Genomic DNA, 21,635 nt, shown 5'->3' with positions numbered 1-21,635 from the left:
ATGATTGATGCAAAGCAATTAAACAGCTTGGCGTTAGCGTATATGGGTGATGCGGTATATGAACAATATATCCGCTATCACCTCCTTCAAAAAGGAAAAGTTCGCCCGAATCAATTACATCGCTTAGGGACGAGCTTTGTTTCGGCAAAAGCACAGGCGAAAGTTGTTTATCATTTATTAGAGACGGCATTTTTGACAGAAGAAGAAGAGGCAGTACTAAGAAGAGGGCGTAATGCAAATTCAGGTACTGTTCCGAAGAATACGGATGTACAAACATATCGACATAGTACAGCCTTTGAAGCCCTAATCGGCTATCATCATTTGTTAAATAATCGTGAAAGATTAGATGAAATTGTATATAAAGCAATTGCTGTTTTAGAAGAAAAGGAAGGGGGCACATCATCATGAGTAGTGAATATATTATCGGACGTAACCCTGTAATTGAAGCGTTACGATCAGGGAGAGATATTAATAAAATTTGGATCGCAGAAGGTGCTGCCAAAGGGCAAGTACAGATTGTACTGGCATTAGCGAAAGAGAATAAGGTTATTTTACAACATGCACCAAAAAAGAAATTAGATCAATTAGTTGAGGGTAACCATCAAGGTGTAATTGCTCAAGTAGCTGCATATCAATATGCTGAGTTAGAAGATTTATTTAAGGTAGCGGAGAAGCGTAATGAAGATCCATTCTTCTTAATTTTAGATGAGATTGAAGATCCGCATAACCTAGGTTCTATTATGCGTACTGCTGATGCAACAGGGGCCCATGGGATTATTATTCCGAAAAGAAGAGCTGTAGGACTTACTGCATCAGTTGCGAAAGCATCGACTGGGGCAATTGAATACATTCCAGTTGCACGCGTGACAAATTTATCTCGTACAATTGATGAATTAAAAGAGCGTGGACTTTGGATTGCTGGTACAGATGCAAAAGGGAAAACGGATTACCGTAATTTAGATGGAAATATGCCAATTGGATTAGTAATTGGTAGTGAAGGAAAAGGTATGAGTCGTATTATTGGTGAAAAGTGTGATTTTCTAATCACTTTACCGATGATTGGTAAAGTTACATCCTTAAATGCTTCAGTAGCCGCGAGTTTGTTAATGTATGAGGTATATCGTAAACGTCACGAAATTGGTAAATAAAAAATGAACGATATTTTAATCGTTGACGGTTATAACATTATCGGGGCCTGGGGAGAATTGAAAAAACTGCGGGATGTAGATTTGCAATCATCAAGGGATGCGCTTATTGATAAGATGGCAGATTATCAAGGGTATACAGGAATAAGAGTAATGATTGTTTTTGATGCCTATACAGTTCAGGGCATTGAAAAAAAGATGAAACAGTCGCGTGTGGAAGTAATATTCACAAGAAAGAATCAAACGGCAGATGAAAAGATAGAGCAGCTTGCGATTGAGCTTAGAAATATCAATACACAAATATATGTTGCGACTTCGGATTATACGGAACAATGGGTTATATTTGCGCAAGGAGCACTGCGAAAATCTGCGCGTGAATTAGAATTAGAAGTACAAGCAATGGTGCAACAAGTAAGAAGGCGTACAATAGATACGAAAGAAAAGCAACCAACTATGCGAAAAATATTTAGTGAAGATATTACAGAAAAATTAGAAAAATTAAGGCGAGGAGAGCGTTGAAGCATTGACGCTCTTTGTCTTTTTACTGTATAATATTTCTAAATAAATAGCGGTCGGAGGGATCAGAGTGGAAGCAGGCTTCGTAAGTATAGGCGACGTTACATTTCGGGATTTAGAGGATGAGGCAATCGTTGAGTTAGTTCGAAAAGGTAATACTGATGCTTTGGAATATTTAATTCACAAATATAAAAACTTTGTTCGCGCGAAATCGAGATCTTATTTTTTAGTGGGTGCCGATCGAGAAGATATTGTTCAAGAAGGTATGATTGGGTTGTTTAAAGCGATTCGTGATTATAAAGAGGACAAGCTGTCTTCATTCAAAGCGTTTGCTGAACTGTGTATCACTCGACAAATTATTACTGCTATTAAAACAGCAACAAGGCAAAAACATATTCCTTTAAATTCGTATGTGTCTTTAGATAAGCCTATTTACGATGAGGAATCTGATCGAACGTTATTAGATGTTATTTCAGAGGCGAAAGTAACTGATCCTGAAGAGATGATTATTAGTCAGGAAGAATATACAGACATAGAATCAAAAATATCTGAATTATTAAGCGATTTAGAAAGAAAGGTGCTCTCTTTATACTTGGATGGTCGATCTTATCAAGAGATTTCAGAACAGTTAAACAGACATGTCAAATCTATCGATAACGCATTGCAGCGAGTAAAAAGGAAATTAGAACGATATATGGAAATGAGAGAGAGTACAACTCTAAATTCATAGTATTTACTGCAGGTGTAAAACAAATCACCTGTTTTCTTTTTGTAAAGAGCGTGAAAAGTCATGACGTTGACATTGTCTTTTATTGTATGATACATTTTTAGGGACATAATGTTACAAGGTTGGTGTAACCTAATGAGAAAAAAAGTTGTACTCTCATGTGAAGAGTGTAAAAATCGAAACTACTCTACGATGAAAGATACGAGCTCAATAGAGCGACTTGAAATAAAGAAGTTTTGTAAAACATGCAATCAGCATACAGTTCACAAGGAAACAAAATAAATAATTGAAATAATACACTGGAGGTCCCGTAGATGCGTTTAACGAACTTTTTCGGCGATGTAGGTCGCGAAATGAAAAAAGTAAGTTGGCCTAAAAAAGATGAATTACTCCGCTCAACAGCGACTGTTATTGCTACAGTTGTCTTCTTTGCGATTTTCTTCGCAGTAGTTGATATGGGCATTTCTTCTTTAATTCGGTTAATTCTTGGTTAATTCTTGAATAAGAAGCACTTATCCATGATATAATGTTATTTATAAGAACTGTGTAAAAGCCCGGTGAACGGGTTTTTTCATTTGCGCAAAAAAATGTACGTCAGGGAGGGAAGGACGCTCGTCCTAAATGAATGGAAAAAAGTTGGTATGTTGTCCATACTTATTCTGGATATGAAAATAAAGTAAAGGCAAACCTGGAGAAACGTGTAGAATCAATGGGTATGCAAGATAAAATTTTCCGTGTTGTTGTCCCGGAAGAAGTAGAAGTAGAAATGAAAAACGGTAAAGAAAAATTAATGAAGAGAAAAGTATTCCCGGGTTATGTATTAGTAGAATTAATCATGACTGATGATTCTTGGTATGTTGTTCGTAATACGCCAGGTGTAACAGGATTTGTTGGTTCTTCTGGTTCTGGGTCTAAACCATCACCTCTATTAGAAGAGGAAGTTGTTACCATCATGAAGCATATGGGAATGGACAACGAAGTGGTTGATTTCGACTTTGAACTTCATGAAACAGTACGTGTAAACGAAGGACCATTTGCGGATTATACAGGTGCTATTGAAGAAATTGATGTAGAAAAGAAAAAGGTTAGCGTTCTTGTGGACATGTTTGGTCGCGAGACTCCAGTTGAACTTGATTTCCATCAAATTGAAAAATTATAAAATGAAACTTGAAATGAATTGTAAAAAGTGATAATATCTTTTAAGTCAGTACGTCTTCGTTATCGGAGACGTTTTTTGAAAGATTTTATCGTTACAGATAAAATATGACGTGGGAGGGCAAATCACTGTCCAATTGACCACATCACGGACTTAAGGAGGTGTGTCTCGTGGCTAAAAAGGTAATTAAAATGGTAAAGCTTCAAATTCCTGCAGGTAAAGCTAACCCAGCTCCACCAGTTGGTCCAGCATTAGGACAAGCAGGTGTTAACATCATGGGCTTCTGTAAAGAGTTTAACGCTCGTACAGCAGATCAAGCTGGTCTTATCATCCCTGTTGAAATTACGGTATTTGAGGACCGTTCATTCACTTTCATTACTAAAACTCCTCCTGCTGCTGTTCTTCTTAAGAAAGTAGCTGGTATTGAGTCTGGTTCTGGTGAACCAAACCGTAATAAAGTGGCAACTGTTAAGCGTGATAAAGTACGCGAAATCGCTGAAACTAAAATGCCTGACCTAAACGCTGCTAGCGTAGAAGCTGCAATGCGTATGGTTGAAGGTACTGCACGCAGTATGGGCATCGTTATCGAAGACTAATTCGATTTGTTTTTAAAAAAGGTTGCGGGTCTGGAATTCCAATTCGCAACCTTTATTATCGTAAATGATTATCATTTTTAAATAAATGGATGGCGCGCATCCTCAGGTTATACCTGAAAATAAGCGTAAACGTGGGAGGTTATTCCGCTAAAACCACATTCGAGGAGGAAATAAAAATGGCTAAAAGAGGTAAAAAGTACGTAGAAGCTGCAAAGCTTGTTGATCGTGCGGCTGCTTACTCTGCAACAGAAGCAGTAGAATTAGTAAAGAAAACAAACACAGCTAAATTTGATGCAACTGTAGAAGCTGCATTCCGTTTAGGTGTTGACCCTAAGAAAGCTGACCAACAAATCCGTGGTGCAGTTGTTCTTCCACACGGTACTGGTAAAGTACAACGTGTATTAGTATTCGCTAAAGGCGAAAAAGCTAAAGAAGCTGAAGCTGCTGGAGCTGACTTCGTAGGCGATGCAGATTACATCGGTAAAATCCAACAAGGTTGGTTCGATTTCGATGTAGTAGTAGCAACTCCTGACATGATGGGTGAAGTTGGTAAACTTGGTCGCGTATTAGGACCTAAAGGTTTAATGCCAAACCCTAAAACTGGAACAGTTACTTTCGATGTAACTAAAGCTGTTAACGAAATCAAAGCTGGTAAAGTTGAATACCGCGTTGATAAAGCTGGTAACATCCACGTTCCAATCGGTAAAGTATCTTTCGAAGATGCTAAACTAGTAGAAAACTTCAAAACAATTGCTGACACTTTACAAAAAGTTAAGCCAGCTGCTGCAAAAGGTACTTACGTGAAGAACGTAACAGTTGCTTCTACAATGGGACCTGGCGTACGTGTAGACGTTTCTACATTAGCGTAAAAATTGGAAGTTGACTTCATAAAGAAGTTTTTATATAATCATTTATGTTGTGAATTTAAATAGTGTACCGTAGACAGTAGGTGTCAATAGACTTAATTTCCTACCTAGGTGTTAATATACGAAGCGGAATTTTTTTCTGTGACTATATGCCTCCATGTCTACAAGTTGGGCATGGAGGTTTTTAGTGCACTTTCGGTACATCTTCTATATAATCTACAGGAGGTGTAATAACATGAGCAAAGTAATCGAAACTAAACAACAAGTTGTAACTGAAATCGCGGACAAACTTCGCGCTAGTAAATCTACAATCGTTGTTGACTACCGTGGTTTAACAGTTTCTGAAGCAACAGAATTACGTAAGCAATTACGTGAAGCTGGCGTTGAGTTCAAAGTTTACAAAAACTCTTTAACTCGTCGTGCTGCAGAGTCTGCTGAAATGGCTGAGTTAAATGAATTCTTAACAGGACCAAACGCAATCGCGTTCAGTAACGAGGATGTAGTTGCTCCTGCGAAAGTATTAAACGACTTCGCTACAAAACACGAAGCTTTAGAAATTAAAGCGGGCGTAATCGAAGGTAAACTTGTAACACTTGATGAGGTTAAAGCTATCGCTACTCTTCCATCACGTGAAGGCTTACTTTCTATGCTTCTTAGCGTTCTTCAAGCTCCAATCCGTAACCTTGCACTTGCTACTAAAGCAGTTGCAGAACAAAAGGAAGAGCAAGGCGCTTAATTTTTTAAAAGATAATTACTTGTTATCTATAAAACAATACAAACCTATTTAAGGGAGGATATTTACAATGACTAAAGAACAAATCATTGAAGCAGTTAAATCTATGACTGTATTAGAACTTAACGACTTAGTAAAAGCTATCGAGGAAGAATTCGGCGTAACTGCTGCTGCTCCTGTAGCTGTAGCTGGTGGCGCTGGTGAAGCTGCTGCTGAGAAAACTGAGTTTGACGTAGTACTTGCAAGTGCTGGCGCTCAAAAAATCAAAGTTATCAAAGCTGTACGTGAAATCACTGGTCTTGGCTTAAAAGAAGCTAAAGAATTAGTTGACAACACTCCAAAAGCAATCAAAGAAGGCGTTTCTAAAGAGGAAGCTGAAGAAATGAAAGCTAAACTTGAAGAAGTTGGCGCTGCTGTAGAAGTTAAGTAATTAACTTTTGATGCTTTAAAAAAGCTCGCTCTCATGCGAGCTTTTTTTTTAACTGTAAAGAAAAGGGGTGGCCATATGGCAGACCATTATTTTTCTAACGACCCTTCGAGTAAAAGTGATCGTAAACGATGGGAATTTACACTTCGTGAATCTCAATTTACTTTTTTATCTGACCATGGGGTGTTTTCGAAAAACGAGGTGGACTTTGGTTCCCGTCTTTTAATTGAAGCGTTTCAAATGCCAGATATTAAAGGTGATATATTAGACGTAGGTTGCGGATACGGTCCTATTGGTTTGTCGTTAGCGAAAGAGTTTCAAGATCGTGAAATTCACATGGTGGATGTGAATGAAAGGGCCTTGGGACTTGCAAAAGAAAATGCCGCTAATAACAGAATCGAGAATATACGTATTTTTCAAAGTAGCGTCTATGAAAATGTAGATGGCAAGTATGCTGCTATTTTATCTAATCCTCCAATTCGTGCTGGTAAAGATATCGTGCATGAGATTTTAGAAAAGGCTGAGGAGTATTTAGTTCCAGGTGGAGAATTGTGGATTGTTATTCAAAAGAAACAAGGTGCACCATCTGCGCTGAAAAAACTAGAAGAAGTATTTTCTGAAGTTGAAGTTGTAGAAAAGAAAAAAGGATATTATATCATAAAATCAAAAAAGCGTTGACGGTTATTTTTGGCTATGTTAACATTATACAATGCCAATATATGATTTTCTGCGTTGAGAAAGATGTATATTTTTGTTTCTCTTGGAAAAGATAGTAAAATCAGCAGATTACGAAACAGAATGATGGTTTTCTTATAGAAACCATTTTTCTTTTTTGAGCAGGTAGAAAGACTCAACGTATCTATCTTTAAGAGAAAAAAACTACGCTAATAGCAGTAGTTGTATTTATTTGTGATTTTGCACAAATTTTTTTGTGCATTTATAATACTCATGATTTGAGGGGTGAAGCAGTTGACAGGTCAACTAGTTCAATACGGACGCCACCGCCAACGAAGAAGTTATGCCCGTATTAGTGAAGTATTAGAGTTACCAAATCTTATCGAAATTCAAACCTCTTCTTATCAGTGGTTTCTTGATGAGGGTTTGCGAGAAATGTTCCAAGACATTTCTCCGATCGAAGACTTTACGGGAAATCTATCGCTTGAATTTATCGACTACAGCTTAGGTGAACCTAAATACTCTGTAGACGAATGCAAAGAGCGTGATGTGACGTATGCAGCACCACTTCGTGTAAAAGTGCGTCTAATCAACAAGGAAACTGGTGAAGTAAAAGAACAAGATGTGTTCATGGGAGATTTCCCACTCATGACAGAGACTGGAACATTCGTAATTAACGGTGCAGAACGTGTTATCGTTTCCCAGTTAGTTCGCTCTCCAAGCGTATACTATAGTGGCAAAGTGGATAAAAACGGAAAACGTGGTTTTACTGCTACTGTAATTCCAAACCGCGGAGCTTGGTTAGAGTATGAGACAGATGCTAAGGATGTTGTATATGTGCGTATTGACCGTACGCGTAAACTTCCTGTAACTGTTTTGTTACGCGCATTAGGGTTTGGCTCTGATCAAGAAATCACCGAGCTTTTAGGTGATAACGAATACTTAAGCAACACATTAGAAAAAGACAACACAGATAGCACAGAAAAAGCATTGCTTGAAATTTACGAGCGTCTACGCCCTGGTGAACCACCAACAGTAGAAAATGCAAAGAGCTTACTTGTGTCTCGTTTCTTCGATCCAAAGCGCTACGATTTAGCAAATGTAGGTCGCTATAAGATCAACAAGAAGTTACACATTAAAAACAGATTGTTTAACCAACGTTTAGCTGAAACATTAGTGGATCCAGAAACTGGTGAAATTTTAGCGGCAGAAGGAACAATCTTAGATCGTCGTACACTTGATCGCATTTTACCTTACTTAGAGAAAAACATTGGATTCAAAACAGCGAAGCCAATGGGTGGAGTGGTAGAAGGCGATGTTGAGCTGCAATCTATTAAGATTTATGCTCCTGAGTCAGAAGGCGAACGCGTAATTAATGTAATTGGTAATGCGAATATTACTCGTGATGTAAAACACATTACACCAGGGGATATCCTTGCTTCTATCAGTTACTTCTTCAACCTACTATATAAAGTAGGGGATACAGATGATATCGACCACTTAGGAAACCGTCGTCTGCGTTCTGTTGGAGAATTGTTACAAAATCAATTCCGTATCGGTCTTTCTCGTATGGAACGTGTTGTTCGTGAGAGAATGTCGATTCAAGATACAAATGCAATTACACCACAGGCATTAATTAATATTCGTCCTGTTATTGCATCTATTAAAGAGTTCTTCGGAAGTTCTCAGTTATCTCAGTTCATGGACCAAACAAATCCATTAGCAGAGTTAACTCACAAACGAAGATTATCTGCATTAGGACCCGGTGGTTTAACGCGTGAGCGCGCAGGCTTTGAAGTGCGTGACGTTCACTACTCTCACTATGGTCGTATGTGTCCGATTGAAACACCAGAGGGACCAAACATCGGTTTGATCAACTCATTATCTTCGTTCGCGAAAGTAAATGAGTTTGGTTTCATTGAAACGCCATACCGTCGTGTTGACCCAGAAACTGGTCTTGTAACAGGGCAGGTTGATTATTTAACAGCAGATGAAGAAGATAACTATGTTGTAGCCCAAGCGAATATGAAATTATCTGAAGTAGGGGAATTCCTTGATGAAGATATCGTAGCTCGTTTCCGTGGTGAAAACATTGTCACAAATAAAGAACGCATCGACTACATGGATGTATCTCCAAAGCAAGTAGTGTCGGCAGCGACAGCTTGTATTCCGTTCTTAGAAAACGATGACTCTAACCGCGCACTTATGGGAGCGAACATGCAACGTCAGGCGGTTCCGTTAATGAATCCGGAATCTCCGATTGTAGGTACAGGTATGGAGTACGTATCAGCAAAAGACTCAGGTGCTGCAGTAATCTGTAAACACCCTGGTGTTGTTGAACGCGTAGAAGCACGTGAAGTTTGGGTACGTCGCTATGTAGAAGTTGACGGTCAAACAGTAAAAGGCGACCTAGATCGCTACAAAATGCAGAAATTCATTCGTTCTAACCAAGGAACTTGTTACAACCAGCGTCCAATCGTAAGTGTTGGAAATGAAGTTGTAAAAGGTGAAATCCTTGCGGATGGTCCTTCTATGGAATTAGGTGAACTAGCACTTGGACGTAACGTGCTTGTTGGCTTCATGACTTGGGACGGTTATAACTACGAGGATGCGATCATTATGAGTGAGCGCCTTGTAAAAGATGATGTGTACACTTCTATTCATATTGAAGAATATGAGTCAGAAGCTCGTGATACGAAGCTTGGACCAGAAGAAATTACACGTGACATTCCAAACGTCGGGGAAGATGCATTACGCAACCTTGACGAGCGCGGTATCATTCGCGTTGGTGCTGAAGTAAAAGATGGAGATTTACTTGTTGGTAAAGTAACACCTAAAGGTGTTACAGAATTAACAGCTGAAGAACGTCTATTACATGCTATCTTTGGAGAAAAAGCACGTGAAGTACGTGATACATCACTACGTGTACCACACGGTGGTGGCGGTATTATCTTAGACGTAAAAGTATTCAACCGTGAAGATGGCGATGAATTGCCACCAGGCGTGAATCAACTTGTACGTGCATATATCGTTCAAAAACGTAAAATTTCTGAAGGTGACAAAATGGCCGGACGTCACGGTAACAAAGGTGTTATCTCTCGTATTTTACCAGAAGAAGATATGCCTTACTTACCAGATGGTACGCCAATCGATATCATGTTAAACCCATTAGGGGTACCATCTCGTATGAATATCGGTCAGGTATTAGAGCTTCATCTTGGTATGGCAGCAAGATACCTTGGCATTCACATTGCAACACCAGTATTCGATGGTGCTCGTGAGGAAGATGTATGGGGCACAATCGAAGAAGCTGGTATGGCAAATGACGCGAAAACAGTCCTGTATGACGGACGTACTGGTGAGCCATTCGATAACCGCGTATCTGTTGGTGTCATGTATATGATCAAACTTGCGCACATGGTTGACGATAAACTTCATGCTCGTTCTACTGGACCATACTCACTTGTAACGCAGCAACCTCTTGGAGGTAAAGCTCAGTTCGGTGGACAGCGTTTCGGTGAGATGGAGGTTTGGGCACTTGAAGCTTATGGTGCTGCTTATACTCTTCAAGAAATCTTAACAGTGAAGTCTGATGATGTTATTGGACGTGTTAAGACGTATGAAGCAATTGTTAAAGGTGAAAATGTTCCAGAACCAGGCGTTCCTGAATCATTCAAAGTATTGATTAAAGAACTGCAAAGTTTAGGTATGGACGTTAAAATGATGTCAAGCGACGATACAGAAATTGAAATGCGTGATACGGAAGATGACGACGATCATCAATCAGCAGACAAATTGAATGTCGAAGTTGAGACAACTAAGGAATAATTGGGATAACCTGTAGACTAAAAGGGAGGTAGGCCCCTTGATAGATGTAAATAACTTTGAATATATGAAGATTGGACTTGCTTCACCTGACAAGATTCGTTCTTGGTCATACGGTGAAGTTAAGAAACCAGAAACAATTAACTATCGTACGTTAAAGCCTGAAAAAGATGGCTTGTTCTGTGAGCGTATTTTCGGACCACAAAAGGACTGGGAATGTCATTGCGGAAAATACAAACGTGTACGTTATAAAGGTGTAGTTTGTGATCGATGTGGCGTAGAAGTAACGCGTGCAAAAGTTCGTCGTGAACGTATGGGTCATATCGAATTAGCTGCTCCTGTATCTCATATTTGGTATTTCAAAGGTATCCCGAGCCGCATGGGACTTGTCTTAGACATGTCCCCTCGCGCGCTTGAAGAAGTAATTTATTTCGCTTCTTATGTTGTAACAGAAAGTGGAGATACACCACTTGATAAGAAGCAATTACTTTCTGAAAAAGAATACCGTGCATATCGTGATCGATATGGTAGCACATTCCAAGCTGCTATGGGTGCAGAAGCGATTAAAAAGCTACTACAAGACATCGATTTAGATAAAGAAGTAGACTTCTTAAAAGAAGAATTAAAAACAGCACAAGGACAACGCCGTACTCGTGCTATTAAACGTCTAGAAGTATTAGAAGCATTCCGTAACTCTGGAAATCACCCATCTTGGATGATCCTAGATGTTCTTCCAGTTATCCCACCAGAACTACGCCCAATGGTACAGTTGGATGGTGGACGTTTTGCTACTTCTGACTTAAACGACTTATACCGTCGTGTAATTAACCGTAATAATCGTTTAAAACGTCTATTGGACTTAGGTGCACCAAGCATCATCGTTCAAAACGAAAAGCGTATGTTACAAGAAGCTGTAGACGCATTAATCGATAATGGTCGTCGTGGCCGTCCAGTTACTGGACCAGGTAACCGTCCATTAAAATCACTATCTCACATGCTTAAAGGTAAACAAGGACGTTTCCGTCAAAACTTATTAGGTAAACGTGTTGACTACTCTGGCCGTTCTGTAATCGTTGTAGGACCGAACTTAAAGATGTACCAATGTGGATTACCGAAAGAAATGGCGCTTGAATTGTTTAAACCTTTTGTTATGAAAGAGTTAGTTGGAAAAGGATTAGCACACAACATTAAGAGTGCGAAACGTAAAATCGAGCGTGTACAACCTGAAGTTTGGGACGTTCTAGAATCTGTGATCAAAGAGCATCCAGTACTTCTAAACCGCGCACCAACGCTTCACCGTCTTGGTATCCAGGCGTTTGAACCTACATTAGTAGAAGGTCGCGCAATTCGTCTTCATCCACTTGTATGTACTGCATACAACGCGGACTTTGACGGTGACCAAATGGCAGTTCACGTTCCGTTATCATCAGAGGCACAAGCAGAAGCTCGTATTCTTATGTTAGCGGCACAAAACATCTTGAATCCAAAAGACGGAAAACCAGTTGTTACTCCATCTCAGGATATGGTATTAGGTAACTACTACTTAACACTTGAGCGTGAAGGTGCAATCGGTGAAGGTATGGTCTTCAAAGATGCAAACGAAGCAATACTTGCATATCAAAACGGATATGTACATCTGCACACACGTGTTGCAGTTGCAGCAAGTTCAGTAAATAACGTAACATTTACTGAAGAGCAAAAAGGTAAGCTCCTATTAACAACAGTTGGTAAATTAATATTTAACGAAATCTTACCAGAGTCGTTCCCTTATATTAATGAACCAACAAACTCAAACCTTGAAAAAGAAACTCCAGCGGAGTATTTCGTTGAAAAAGGTGCGAACATTAAAGAAATTATTGCGAGTCGCGAAGAAGTGGCGCCATTTAGCAAGAAGATCCTTGGTAACATCATTGCGGAAGTGTTCAAACGTTTCCAAATTACGGAAACATCACGCATGCTTGACCGTATGAAAAACTTAGGATTTAAGTACTCTACAAAAGCTGGTATTACAGTTGGGGTATCTGACATTCTTGTATTAGGTGAAAAAGATGAAATTCTCCATGAAGCGCAAGCAAAAGTAGATAATGTAATTAAACAATTCCGTCGCGGTTTAATCACGGAAGAAGAACGTTACGATCGCGTTATCTCTATTTGGAGTAATGCAAAAGATGTTATCCAAGGTAAACTGATGAAATCCTTGAATAAACGCAATCCAATCTTCATGATGAGTGATTCCGGTGCCCGTGGTAACGCGTCGAACTTTACTCAGCTTGCTGGTATGCGTGGTCTGATGGCCAATCCGTCTGGTCGTATCATTGAGCTTCCAATCAAATCAAGTTTCCGTGAAGGTTTAACAGTACTTGAGTACTTCATCTCTACGCATGGTGCGCGTAAAGGTCTTGCCGATACAGCACTTAAAACTGCCGATTCTGGTTACTTAACACGTCGTCTTGTAGACGTTGCACAAGATGTAATCGTTCGTGAAGATGATTGTGGAACAGATCGCGGTTTATTAATCGGTGCGATTAAAGAGGGTAATGAAGTTATTGAGTCATTATATGATCGTCTTGTTGGACGTTTTGCAAGAAAAACTGTAAAACATCCTGAAACAGGTGAAGTATTAGTTGCTGAAAATCAATTAATTACTGAAGATATTGCTCATATCGTTGAAAATTCGGGTGTTGAAACTGTAAACATTCGTTCAGCGTTTACGTGTAACACTCGCCACGGTGTATGTAAGAAGTGTTACGGTCGTAACTTAGCAACTGGTACAGACGTAGAAGTAGGAGAAGCGGTAGGTATTATCGCGGCTCAATCTATCGGTGAGCCAGGTACACAGTTAACGATGCGTACGTTCCATACAGGTGGGGTTGCCGGAGATGATATCACTCAAGGTTTACCTCGTATCCAAGAGATCTTCGAAGCTCGTAATCCGAAAGGTCAGGCAGTTATCAGTGAAATCGACGGTGTTATCGCAGCGATCAACGATGTTAAAGATCGCCAAGAAGTAGTTGTACAGGGTGAAGTTGAAGCCCGTACGTATGCTATTCCTTATGGTGCTCGTCTGAAAGTAACTCCAGGACAGCCAATTAGCCATGGTAAAGAGTTAACAGAAGGTTCTATTGATCCGAAAGAATTACTAAAAGTAACGGACATTACAGCAGTTCAAGAATACTTATTACGTGAAGTTCAAAAAGTATACCGTATGCAAGGGGTAGAAATTGGTGACAAACACGTAGAAGTAATGGTACGCCAAATGCTACGTAAGGTTCGTGTAAGTGATGCGGGTGAAACAGATGTATTACCAGGAACTTTACTAGATATCCATCAGTTTACTGATGCGAATGCGAAAGTGTTACTGAAAGGTAAACAACCAGCAACAGCTAGACCAGTTCTACTTGGTATTACAAAGGCTTCACTTGAAACTGATTCGTTCTTATCTGCAGCATCGTTCCAAGAAACAACTCGTGTACTAACAGATGCAGCAATTAAAGGTAAACGCGATGAACTTCTAGGATTGAAAGAGAATGTTATTATTGGTAAGCTTGTTCCTGCTGGAACAGGTATGAATCGTTATCGCAAAGTGGATCTTGTAAAAACAACACAAGATAACATGAATGTAGAAAACGATGAAATTTATGTGGAACAGTAAAATTTTCCGTCGTAAATTTTGTATAAAAACATTTAATCTTAGTTGACATTACATGAGTCAAAATGTTACTATAATCAAGGTTGCTCCTAACGATGCTTTGGAGGATATGTATATGTCTTATCAAAAAGTGTCAAATGCCGAAAATGTAGTCGTTGGTCATAAACGAACATTGGAAGCAATCAAAAATGGTATAGTTAAAGAAGTTGTTATTGCGGAAGATGCTGATATGCGGTTAACCCACATTATCATTCATACTGCATTGCAACATAACGTACCCATAAAAAAAGTTGAATCAGTTCGTAAACTTGGAAAAGTTTCGGGGATTCAAGTGGGAGCTTCAGCAATAGGAATAATAAGTTAAAACTGTTTTTGTGAGGAGAGAGCATTTGCTCTTCCTTGCAAAAACTTTGTTTTCAACTAATAATGAACCACCTGGATATGTGGTCATACAAACATGCGAAGGGAGGATAATCAAATGCCTACTATTAACCAATTAGTGAGAAATGGTCGTACTGATAAAGTATGGAAATCTAAATCACCTGCGTTAAACAAAGGGTTCAACTCTTTAAAGAAAAAATCAACTGATATCTCTGCACCTCAAAAACGTGGTGTATGTACTCGTGTTGGTACAATGACTCCAAAGAAACCTAACTCAGCGTTACGTAAATACGCTCGTGTACGTTTAACAAACGGTATCGAGGTTACAGCTTACATCCCAGGTATCGGTCATAACCTACAAGAGCATAGCGTAGTATTAATTCGCGGTGGTCGTGTAAAGGATTTACCGGGGGTACGTTACCACATCGTTCGTGGTGCGCTTGACACAGCTGGTGTTGACAAACGTATGCAAGGACGTTCTAAATATGGTACTAAGCGACCAAAACCTGCTAAAAAATAATAACTTTAAAATGAAAGGAGGAACTCAATATGCCTCGTAAAGGACCTGTTGCGAAACGTGACGTGTTACCAGATCCAATGTACAATTCTAAGCTAGTAACACGCCTTATCAACAAAATGATGGTTGACGGTAAAAAAGGTAAATCTCAAACAATTCTTTATAACGCTTTCGATATCGTTCGTGAACGTTCAGATAAAGAACCAATGGAAGTATTCGAGCAAGCTCTTAAGAACATTATGCCTGTTCTTGAAGTACGCGCTCGTCGTGTTGGTGGTGCTAACTACCAAGTTCCAGTTGAGGTTCGTCCAGAACGCCGTACAACTTTAGGTCTTCGCTGGTTAGTAAACTATGCTCGTCTTCGTGGTGAAAAAACTATGGAAGAGCGTCTAGCTTACGAAATCTTAGATGCAGCTAACAATGCTGGTGCATCTGTTAAGAAACGTGAAGACACTCATAAAATGGCAGAAGCTAACAAAGCATTTGCTCATTACCGTTGGTAGGATTCAACGTAAAATAAATGTAAGCATAAACCGCTTTATTTGTCGCTTATGGAAGTGTGGAGAGGGAGAATGCCTCTCCCTTTCGTTGGGCGCTCGTTTTACATAATGAGGGTACTGGACATACTGGCATATGTAACAATATAAAGTGGCTTTTTTGCTACTTAAAATAAAATAATCCAATCCATATATGGAAGGAGCAAGACACCAAATGACAAGAGAGTTCTCTTTAGAAAACACTCGTAATATTGGTATCATGGCTCACATCGATGCTGGTAAAACAACAGCAACTGAGCGTATTCTGTATTACACAGGACGTATTCATAAAATCGGTGAAACTCATGAAGGTGCATCTCAGATGGACTGGATGGAGCAAGAGCAAGAGCGTGGTATCACAATTACTTCTGCTGCAACTACAGCTCAATGGAAAGGTCACCGTGTAAACATCATTGATACTCCAGGACACGTAGACTTCACAGTAGAAGTAGAACGTTCTTTACGCGTACTTGATGGTGCGGTAGCAGTACTTGATGCACAATCTGGTGTAGAACCACAAACAGAAACTGTTTGGCGTCAGGCTACTACTTATGGTGTACCTCGTATCGTATTCGTTAACAAAATGGATAAGATCGGTGCAGATTTCTTATACTCTGTAGGAACAATCCACGATCGTTTACAAGCAAACGCACATCCAATTCAGTTACCAATCGGTGCTGAAGATGAGTTCAATGGTATCATTGACCTTGTTGAAGAATGTGCTTACATGTACGGAAACGATTTAGGAACAGACATCGAGCGTGTCGAAATTCCTGAAGAGCACAAAGAACTAGCTGCAGAATACCGTGGAAAACTTATTGAAGCGGTAGCTGAGCTTGATGAAGAAATGATGATGAAGTACCTAGAAGGTGAAGAAATCACTGTAGAAGAGCTTAAAGCTGGTATCCGTAAGGCTACAACTTCTGTAGAATTCTTCCCAGTAATCTGTGGTTCTGCATTCAAAAACAAAGGTGTTCAAATTCTGTTAGACGCAGTTATCGACTACCTACCATCTCCATTAGATGTACCTGCTATTAAAGGTACTCTTCCGGATACAGAGGAAGAAATCGAACGTAAGTCTAGCGATGAAGAGCCATTCGCAGCTTTAGCATTCAAAATCATGACTGACCCTTATGTTGGTAAGTTAACGTTCTTCCGTGTGTACTCTGGTGTGTTAAACTCTGGATCATACGTGAAAAACTCAACTAAAGGTAAGCGTGAGCGTGTAGGTCGTATCCTACAAATGCACGCTAACAGCCGTGAAGAGATTTCAACAGTTTACGCTGGTGATATCGCTGCTGCTGTAGGTTTAAAAGATACTACTACTGGTGATACTCTTTGTGATGAGAAGAGTCTTGTTATCCTTGAGTCTATGGAATTCCCAGAACCAGTTATCTCTGTAGCTATCGAACCAAAATCTAAAGCTGACCAAGATAAAATGGGTACAGCATTATCTAAGCTTTCTGAAGAAGATCCAACATTCCGTGCTCACACTGACCAAGAAACTGGCCAAACAATCATCGCTGGTATGGGTGAACTTCACCTTGATATCATCGTTGACCGTATGCGTCGTGAATTCAAAGTTGAAGCAAACGTTGGTGCTCCTCAGGTAGCATACCGTGAGACTTTCCGCGCTGCTGCGAAAGTTGAAGGTAAGTTCGCTCGTCAATCTGGTGGTCGTGGACAATTCGGTCACGTTTGGATTGAGTTTGAACCTAATGAAGAAGGTAAAGGTTTTGAATTCCAAAACAAAATCGTCGGTGGTGTAGTTCCACGTGAATACATCCCAGCTGTTGGAGCGGGTCTTGAAGACTCACTTAAAAATGGTGTACTAGCTGGTTATCCACTAGTTGACATCAAAGCTGCGTTAGTTGACGGATCTTACCATGATGTCGATTCATCTGAGATGGCGTTCAAAATCGCTGCATCTATGGCGCTTAAAGCTGCGGTTTCTAAATGTAGCCCAGTAATTCTTGAGCCAATGATGAAAGTTGAAGTTGTAATTCCTGAAGAGTACATGGGTGACATTATGGGAGACGTAACATCTCGTCGTGGACGTGTAGAAGGTATGGAAGCTCGCGGTAACGCACAAGTTGTTCGCGCTATGGTTCCACTTTCTGAAATGTTCGGTTATGCGACGGCATTACGTTCTAACACTCAAGGACGCGGAACATTCTCAATGACATTTGATCATTATGAAGAAGTACCAAAGTCTGTTTCTGAAGAAATTATTAAAAAAAATAAAGGTGAATAATTGATTTTTATCGATTGTTCAAGTATAACTACTTATGTAAGCTTAGAAAGTGAGACTTAAGTTTCACTTTCTAGTCTAAATATAAAATAACCTATATAAACTAAGGAGGAATTTAGAATGGCTAAAGCTAAATTCGAACGTTCTAAACCCCATGTTAACATCGGTACAATCGGCCACGTTGACCATGGTAAAACTACATTAACTGCTGCGATCACTACAGTTCTTGCAAAAGCTGGTGGTGCTGAAGCACGCGGATACGATCAAATCGACGCTGCTCCAGAAGAAAGAGAGCGCGGAATCACAATCTCAACTGCACACGTTGAGTACGAAACTGAAACTCGTCACTATGCACACGTTGACTGCCCAGGTCACGCTGACTATGTTAAAAACATGATCACTGGTGCTGCTCAAATGGACGGCGGTATCTTAGTAGTATCTGCTGCTGATGGTCCAATGCCTCAAACACGTGAGCACATCCTTCTTTCTCGTCAAGTAGGTGTTCCTTACATCGTTGTATTCTTAAACAAATGCGACATGGTAGACGACGAAGAATTATTAGAATTAGTAGAAATGGAAGTTCGTGACCTATTATCTGAATACGGATTCCCAGGCGACGACATTCCTGTAATCAAAGGTTCTGCTCTTAAAGCTCTTCAAGGAGAAGCTGATTGGGAAGCAAAAATCATTGAATTAATGACTGAAGTTGATGCTTACATCCCAACTCCAGAACGTGAAACTGACAAACCATTCTTAATGCCTATCGAGGACGTATTCTCTATCACAGGTCGTGGTACAGTTGCTACTGGTCGTGTTGAGCGCGGTATCGTTAAAGTTGGTGACGTAGTAGAAATCATCGGTCTTGCTGAAGAGAATGCTTCTACAACTGTAACTGGTGTAGAAATGTTCCGTAAACTTCTTGACCAAGCTCAAGCTGGAGACAACATCGGTGCTCTACTTCGTGGGGTTGCTCGTGAAGACATCCAACGTGGACAAGTTCTTGCTAAAACTGGCTCTGTAAAAGCTCACGCTAAATTCAAAGCTGAAGTTTTCGTATTATCTAAAGAAGAAGGTGGACGTCACACTCCATTCTTCGCTAACTACCGTCCTCAGTTCTACTTCCGTACAACTGACGTAACTGGTATCATCCAATTACCAGAAGGTACTGAAATGGTAATGCCTGGTGACAACATCGAAATGACTATCGAACTTATCGCTCCAATCGCTATCGAAGAGGGAACTAAATTCTCTATTCGTGAAGGTGGACGTACAGTAGGTTACGGTGTAGTTGCAACTATCGTTGAGTAATCTTAACTGATATATATAAACCCAAGGGATTTTCCCTTGGGTTTTTTATTTGCATTTATATAATGAACGAGATCATATTTTTGTTTTGACGAGTTTCTTCTATAGTATATAAAATCAATAAAACAAAACCCAAAAACTGTAAAATGAATTCTGTTAGATGAAAACTTGAAATTCTTTAAAGTGCCATGTATAATAGCAAAAGTAGAGAAAAGCAGATGCAAACAAAAAGATGCTTGCATCTAGACGAATAACATTGTATAATAGACAATGTTGGTCTTTGACTGCGATGAAGTGGAAGGTTGCTGACACACCCGGCCGCTTTGCCATGGCATGGTGTGGGGAAATTTCCATGGAGAAGGTCTATTTTAGAAATAGGCGAACGAAGGAGGGAAAATAATGGCAAAAGAAAAAATTCGTATCCGTTTAAAAGCTTATGATCACCGTATTCTTGATCAATCAGCTGAGAAAATTGTAGAAACAGCTAAGCGTTCTGGGGCAACAGTTTCTGGTCCGATCCCATTACCAACTGAGAAGACTATTTACACAATTCTTCGTGCTGTTCATAAGTACAAAGATTCTCGTGAGCAATTCGAAATGCGCACACACAAACGTTTAATCGATATCGTGAGTCCTACTCCACAAACAGTAGATTCATTAATGCGTTTAGACTTACCGTCTGGTGTAGATATCGAAATCAAACTATAATTTATATAACTTAAAAATGTAGGAGGTGTAACTCATGACCAAAGGAATCTTAGGAAGAAAGATCGGTATGACTCAAGTATTTGCTGAGAACGGTGAGTTAATCCCAGTAACGGTAATCGCTGCTAATCCAAACGTTGTTCTTCAAAAGAAAACAACTGAAACTGATGGCTACAACGCAATCCAGTTAGGATTCGAAGATAAACGTGAAAAGTTAACTAACAAACCTGAACAAGGCCACACTGCTAAAGCATCTACAACTCCTAAGCGCTTCATTCGCGAAATCCGCGATGCAGACGTGGACGGATTAGAGGTTGGTCAAGAGGTAAAAGTTGAAGTTTTCGCTGCAGGTGAAATCGTTGACGTAACAGGAATTTCTAAAGGTAAAGGTTTCCAAGGTGTTATCAAACGCCACGGACAATCTCGCGGACCTATGTCTCATGGTTCTCGCTATCACCGTCGTCCAGGTTCAATGGGGCCAGTTGCTCCGAACCGTGTATTCAAAGGTAAAAAACTTGCTGGACGTATGGGTGGAGACCAAGTTACTATCCAAAACTTAGAAATCGTTCAAGTTGACACTGAGCGCAACTTATTACTAGTAAAAGGTAACGTTCCAGGTGCTAAGAAATCTCTTGTAGTTGTTCAAGGCGCTGTGAAGGTTAGCAAATAATTCACAATAGGAAGGAGGAATTCCAATGCCAAAAGTTACTGTATATAACCAAACTGGTTCACAGGTTGGTGAAATCGAATTAGCTGAAGCTATTTTCGGTATCGAACCAAATGAAGCTGTACTTTTCGAAGCTGTAATGATGCAACGTGCATCTTTACGTCAAGGTACACACAAAGTAAAAACTCGCTCTGAAGTTCGCGGTGGTGGTCGTAAACCATGGCGTCAAAAAGGAACTGGACGTGCTCGTCAAGGTTCTATCCGCTCTCCTCAATGGCGTGGTGGTGGTACGGTATTCGGACCTACACCAAGAAGCTATGCGTACAAACTTCCTAAGAAAGTTCGTCGTTTAGCGATTAAATCTGCATTAGCTACTAAAGTAGTTGAGAACAACATCGTAGTTCTTGAAGACCTAGTGTTAAATGCACCAAAAACAAAAGACATGGTAGCAGTACTTAAAGGATTAACTGTTGAGAAGAAAGCTCTTATCGTAACTGCTGATGCAAACGAATCTGTAGAGTTATCTGCTCGCAATATCCCTGGAGTAACAGTAATCACTGCTGATGGCGTAAACGTGCTAGATGTGCTTCATCATGATAAGTTAATCATGACAAAAGCGGCAGTGGCAAAAGTAGAGGAGGTGCTTGCATAATGAGAGATCCTCGTGATATCATTAAGCGCCCAGTTATCACTGAACGTTCTATGGAAATGATGGCTGAAAAAAAATATACGTTCGACGTGGACGTTAAATCTAATAAAACAGAAGTTAAAGACGCTATCGAAGCGATCTTTGGTGTTAATGTAGACAAAGTAAACATCATGAACTACAAGCCGAAAGCAAAACGTGTTGGTCGTCACGCTGGTTTTACTAGCCGTCGTCGTAAAGCAATCGTTAAGCTAACTGCTGACAGCAAAGAAATCGAAATCTTCCAAGGCGTTTAATTCTTACTAAAGAAGG

General features: G+C 39.9%; 23 protein-coding genes and 1 other annotated feature. All 23 genes read left to right on the top strand.

What is annotated here, in order from left to right; genetic code table 11:
* Positions 1 to 408, top strand: coding sequence for a Mini-ribonuclease 3 (locus tag COI75_RS00320; protein ID WP_000564261.1), 408 nt, complete (start codon positions 1 to 3; stop codon positions 406 to 408).
* Positions 405 to 1,148, top strand: coding sequence for a 23S rRNA (guanosine(2251)-2'-O)-methyltransferase RlmB (gene rlmB, locus COI75_RS00315; protein WP_000093763.1), 744 nt, complete (start codon positions 405 to 407; stop codon positions 1,146 to 1,148). Before COI75_RS00320 ends, rlmB begins: the two co-directional genes overlap by 4 nt.
* 3 nt (positions 1,149 to 1,151) lie before the next feature.
* Positions 1,152 to 1,664, top strand: a complete 513-nt coding sequence (locus COI75_RS00310; RefSeq protein ID WP_000997892.1) for an NYN domain-containing protein — start codon at positions 1,152 to 1,154, stop codon at positions 1,662 to 1,664.
* Between the two features lie 67 nt (positions 1,665 to 1,731).
* The gene (locus COI75_RS00305; protein WP_000387193.1) at positions 1,732 to 2,391 is read left to right on the top strand and encodes an RNA polymerase sporulation sigma factor SigH; all 660 of its coding nucleotides are present in this window, start codon (positions 1,732 to 1,734) and stop codon (positions 2,389 to 2,391) included.
* Positions 2,392 to 2,523: 132 nt separating this feature from the next.
* Positions 2,524 to 2,670, top strand: coding sequence for a 50S ribosomal protein L33 (gene rpmG / locus COI75_RS00300; protein ID WP_014481927.1), 147 nt, complete (start codon positions 2,524 to 2,526; stop codon positions 2,668 to 2,670).
* Between the two features lie 32 nt (positions 2,671 to 2,702).
* On the top strand, positions 2,703 to 2,882 hold the full coding sequence (secE, locus tag COI75_RS00295; RefSeq protein ID WP_001241321.1) for a preprotein translocase subunit SecE: 180 nt from the start codon (positions 2,703 to 2,705) through the stop codon (positions 2,880 to 2,882).
* Positions 2,883 to 3,013: 131 nt separating this feature from the next.
* Positions 3,014 to 3,547, top strand: a complete 534-nt coding sequence (nusG, locus tag COI75_RS00290; protein ID WP_000415794.1) for a transcription termination/antitermination protein NusG — start codon at positions 3,014 to 3,016, stop codon at positions 3,545 to 3,547.
* A 167-nt stretch (positions 3,548 to 3,714) separates the two neighbouring features.
* On the top strand, positions 3,715 to 4,140 hold the full coding sequence (gene rplK / locus COI75_RS00285; RefSeq protein WP_001085872.1) for a 50S ribosomal protein L11: 426 nt from the start codon (positions 3,715 to 3,717) through the stop codon (positions 4,138 to 4,140).
* A gap of 176 nt (positions 4,141 to 4,316) precedes the next feature.
* Positions 4,317 to 5,009, top strand: a complete 693-nt coding sequence (gene rplA / locus COI75_RS00280; protein ID WP_002096120.1) for a 50S ribosomal protein L1 — start codon at positions 4,317 to 4,319, stop codon at positions 5,007 to 5,009.
* A 49-nt stretch (positions 5,010 to 5,058) separates the two neighbouring features.
* Positions 5,059 to 5,202: a sequence feature (ribosomal protein L10 leader region), on the top strand.
* A 39-nt stretch (positions 5,203 to 5,241) separates the two neighbouring features.
* Positions 5,242 to 5,742 carry a 50S ribosomal protein L10 gene (gene rplJ / locus COI75_RS00275; RefSeq protein WP_000048718.1) on the top strand — a complete coding sequence of 167 codons (501 nt, stop codon included), beginning with the start codon at positions 5,242 to 5,244 and terminating at the stop codon, positions 5,740 to 5,742.
* Positions 5,743 to 5,809: 67 nt separating this feature from the next.
* A complete protein-coding gene (gene rplL, locus COI75_RS00270; protein ID WP_000159737.1) occupies positions 5,810 to 6,169 on the top strand; it encodes a 50S ribosomal protein L7/L12 in 360 nt (119 codons plus the stop codon).
* 75 nt (positions 6,170 to 6,244) lie between these two features.
* Positions 6,245 to 6,844, top strand: a complete 600-nt coding sequence (locus COI75_RS00265; protein WP_000763270.1) for a class I SAM-dependent methyltransferase — start codon at positions 6,245 to 6,247, stop codon at positions 6,842 to 6,844.
* 291 nt (positions 6,845 to 7,135) lie between these two features.
* Positions 7,136 to 10,669: a DNA-directed RNA polymerase subunit beta gene (gene rpoB, locus COI75_RS00260; protein ID WP_000147557.1), complete on the top strand. Its 3,534-nt coding sequence runs from the start codon at positions 7,136 to 7,138 to the stop codon at positions 10,667 to 10,669.
* Positions 10,670 to 10,706: 37 nt separating this feature from the next.
* Positions 10,707 to 14,318 carry a DNA-directed RNA polymerase subunit beta' gene (rpoC, locus tag COI75_RS00255; protein WP_000567947.1) on the top strand — a complete coding sequence of 1,204 codons (3,612 nt, stop codon included), beginning with the start codon at positions 10,707 to 10,709 and terminating at the stop codon, positions 14,316 to 14,318.
* A 112-nt stretch (positions 14,319 to 14,430) separates the two neighbouring features.
* The gene (locus COI75_RS00250) at positions 14,431 to 14,679 is read left to right on the top strand and encodes a 50S ribosomal protein L7ae-like protein (protein ID WP_000121826.1); all 249 of its coding nucleotides are present in this window, start codon (positions 14,431 to 14,433) and stop codon (positions 14,677 to 14,679) included.
* Positions 14,680 to 14,793: 114 nt separating this feature from the next.
* The gene (gene rpsL / locus COI75_RS00245; RefSeq protein WP_001142341.1) at positions 14,794 to 15,216 is read left to right on the top strand and encodes a 30S ribosomal protein S12; all 423 of its coding nucleotides are present in this window, start codon (positions 14,794 to 14,796) and stop codon (positions 15,214 to 15,216) included.
* Between the two features lie 29 nt (positions 15,217 to 15,245).
* A complete protein-coding gene (gene rpsG / locus COI75_RS00240; protein ID WP_001137492.1) occupies positions 15,246 to 15,716 on the top strand; it encodes a 30S ribosomal protein S7 in 471 nt (156 codons plus the stop codon).
* A gap of 208 nt (positions 15,717 to 15,924) precedes the next feature.
* The gene (gene fusA, locus COI75_RS00235; protein WP_000196382.1) at positions 15,925 to 18,003 is read left to right on the top strand and encodes an elongation factor G; all 2,079 of its coding nucleotides are present in this window, start codon (positions 15,925 to 15,927) and stop codon (positions 18,001 to 18,003) included.
* A 117-nt stretch (positions 18,004 to 18,120) separates the two neighbouring features.
* Positions 18,121 to 19,308 (top strand): elongation factor Tu, encoded by a 1,188-nt coding sequence (gene tuf, locus COI75_RS00230; RefSeq protein WP_001029617.1) that lies wholly within the window; start codon positions 18,121 to 18,123, stop codon positions 19,306 to 19,308.
* 396 nt (positions 19,309 to 19,704) lie between these two features.
* The gene (gene rpsJ / locus COI75_RS00220) at positions 19,705 to 20,013 is read left to right on the top strand and encodes a 30S ribosomal protein S10 (protein WP_001040595.1); all 309 of its coding nucleotides are present in this window, start codon (positions 19,705 to 19,707) and stop codon (positions 20,011 to 20,013) included.
* A 34-nt stretch (positions 20,014 to 20,047) separates the two neighbouring features.
* Positions 20,048 to 20,680 carry a 50S ribosomal protein L3 gene (gene rplC, locus COI75_RS00215; RefSeq protein WP_000160209.1) on the top strand — a complete coding sequence of 211 codons (633 nt, stop codon included), beginning with the start codon at positions 20,048 to 20,050 and terminating at the stop codon, positions 20,678 to 20,680.
* Positions 20,681 to 20,705: 25 nt separating this feature from the next.
* Positions 20,706 to 21,329: a 50S ribosomal protein L4 gene (rplD, locus tag COI75_RS00210; protein WP_001127260.1), complete on the top strand. Its 624-nt coding sequence runs from the start codon at positions 20,706 to 20,708 to the stop codon at positions 21,327 to 21,329.
* Complete coding sequence (gene rplW, locus COI75_RS00205) at positions 21,329 to 21,619, top strand: 50S ribosomal protein L23 (RefSeq protein WP_001205557.1); 291 nt, start codon at positions 21,329 to 21,331, stop codon at positions 21,617 to 21,619. Before rplD ends, rplW begins: the two co-directional genes overlap by 1 nt.
* The last annotated feature ends 16 nt before the right edge of the window (positions 21,620 to 21,635 follow it).

Origin of the sequence: Bacillus cereus (genome assembly GCF_002564555.1) — a bacterium.
Taxonomy (GTDB): Bacteria; Bacillota; Bacilli; order Bacillales; family Bacillaceae_G; genus Bacillus_A; species Bacillus_A cereus_K.
The sequence above is the reverse complement of the archived record's forward strand: the minus strand, read 5'-3'. Positions and strand labels throughout refer to the sequence as shown.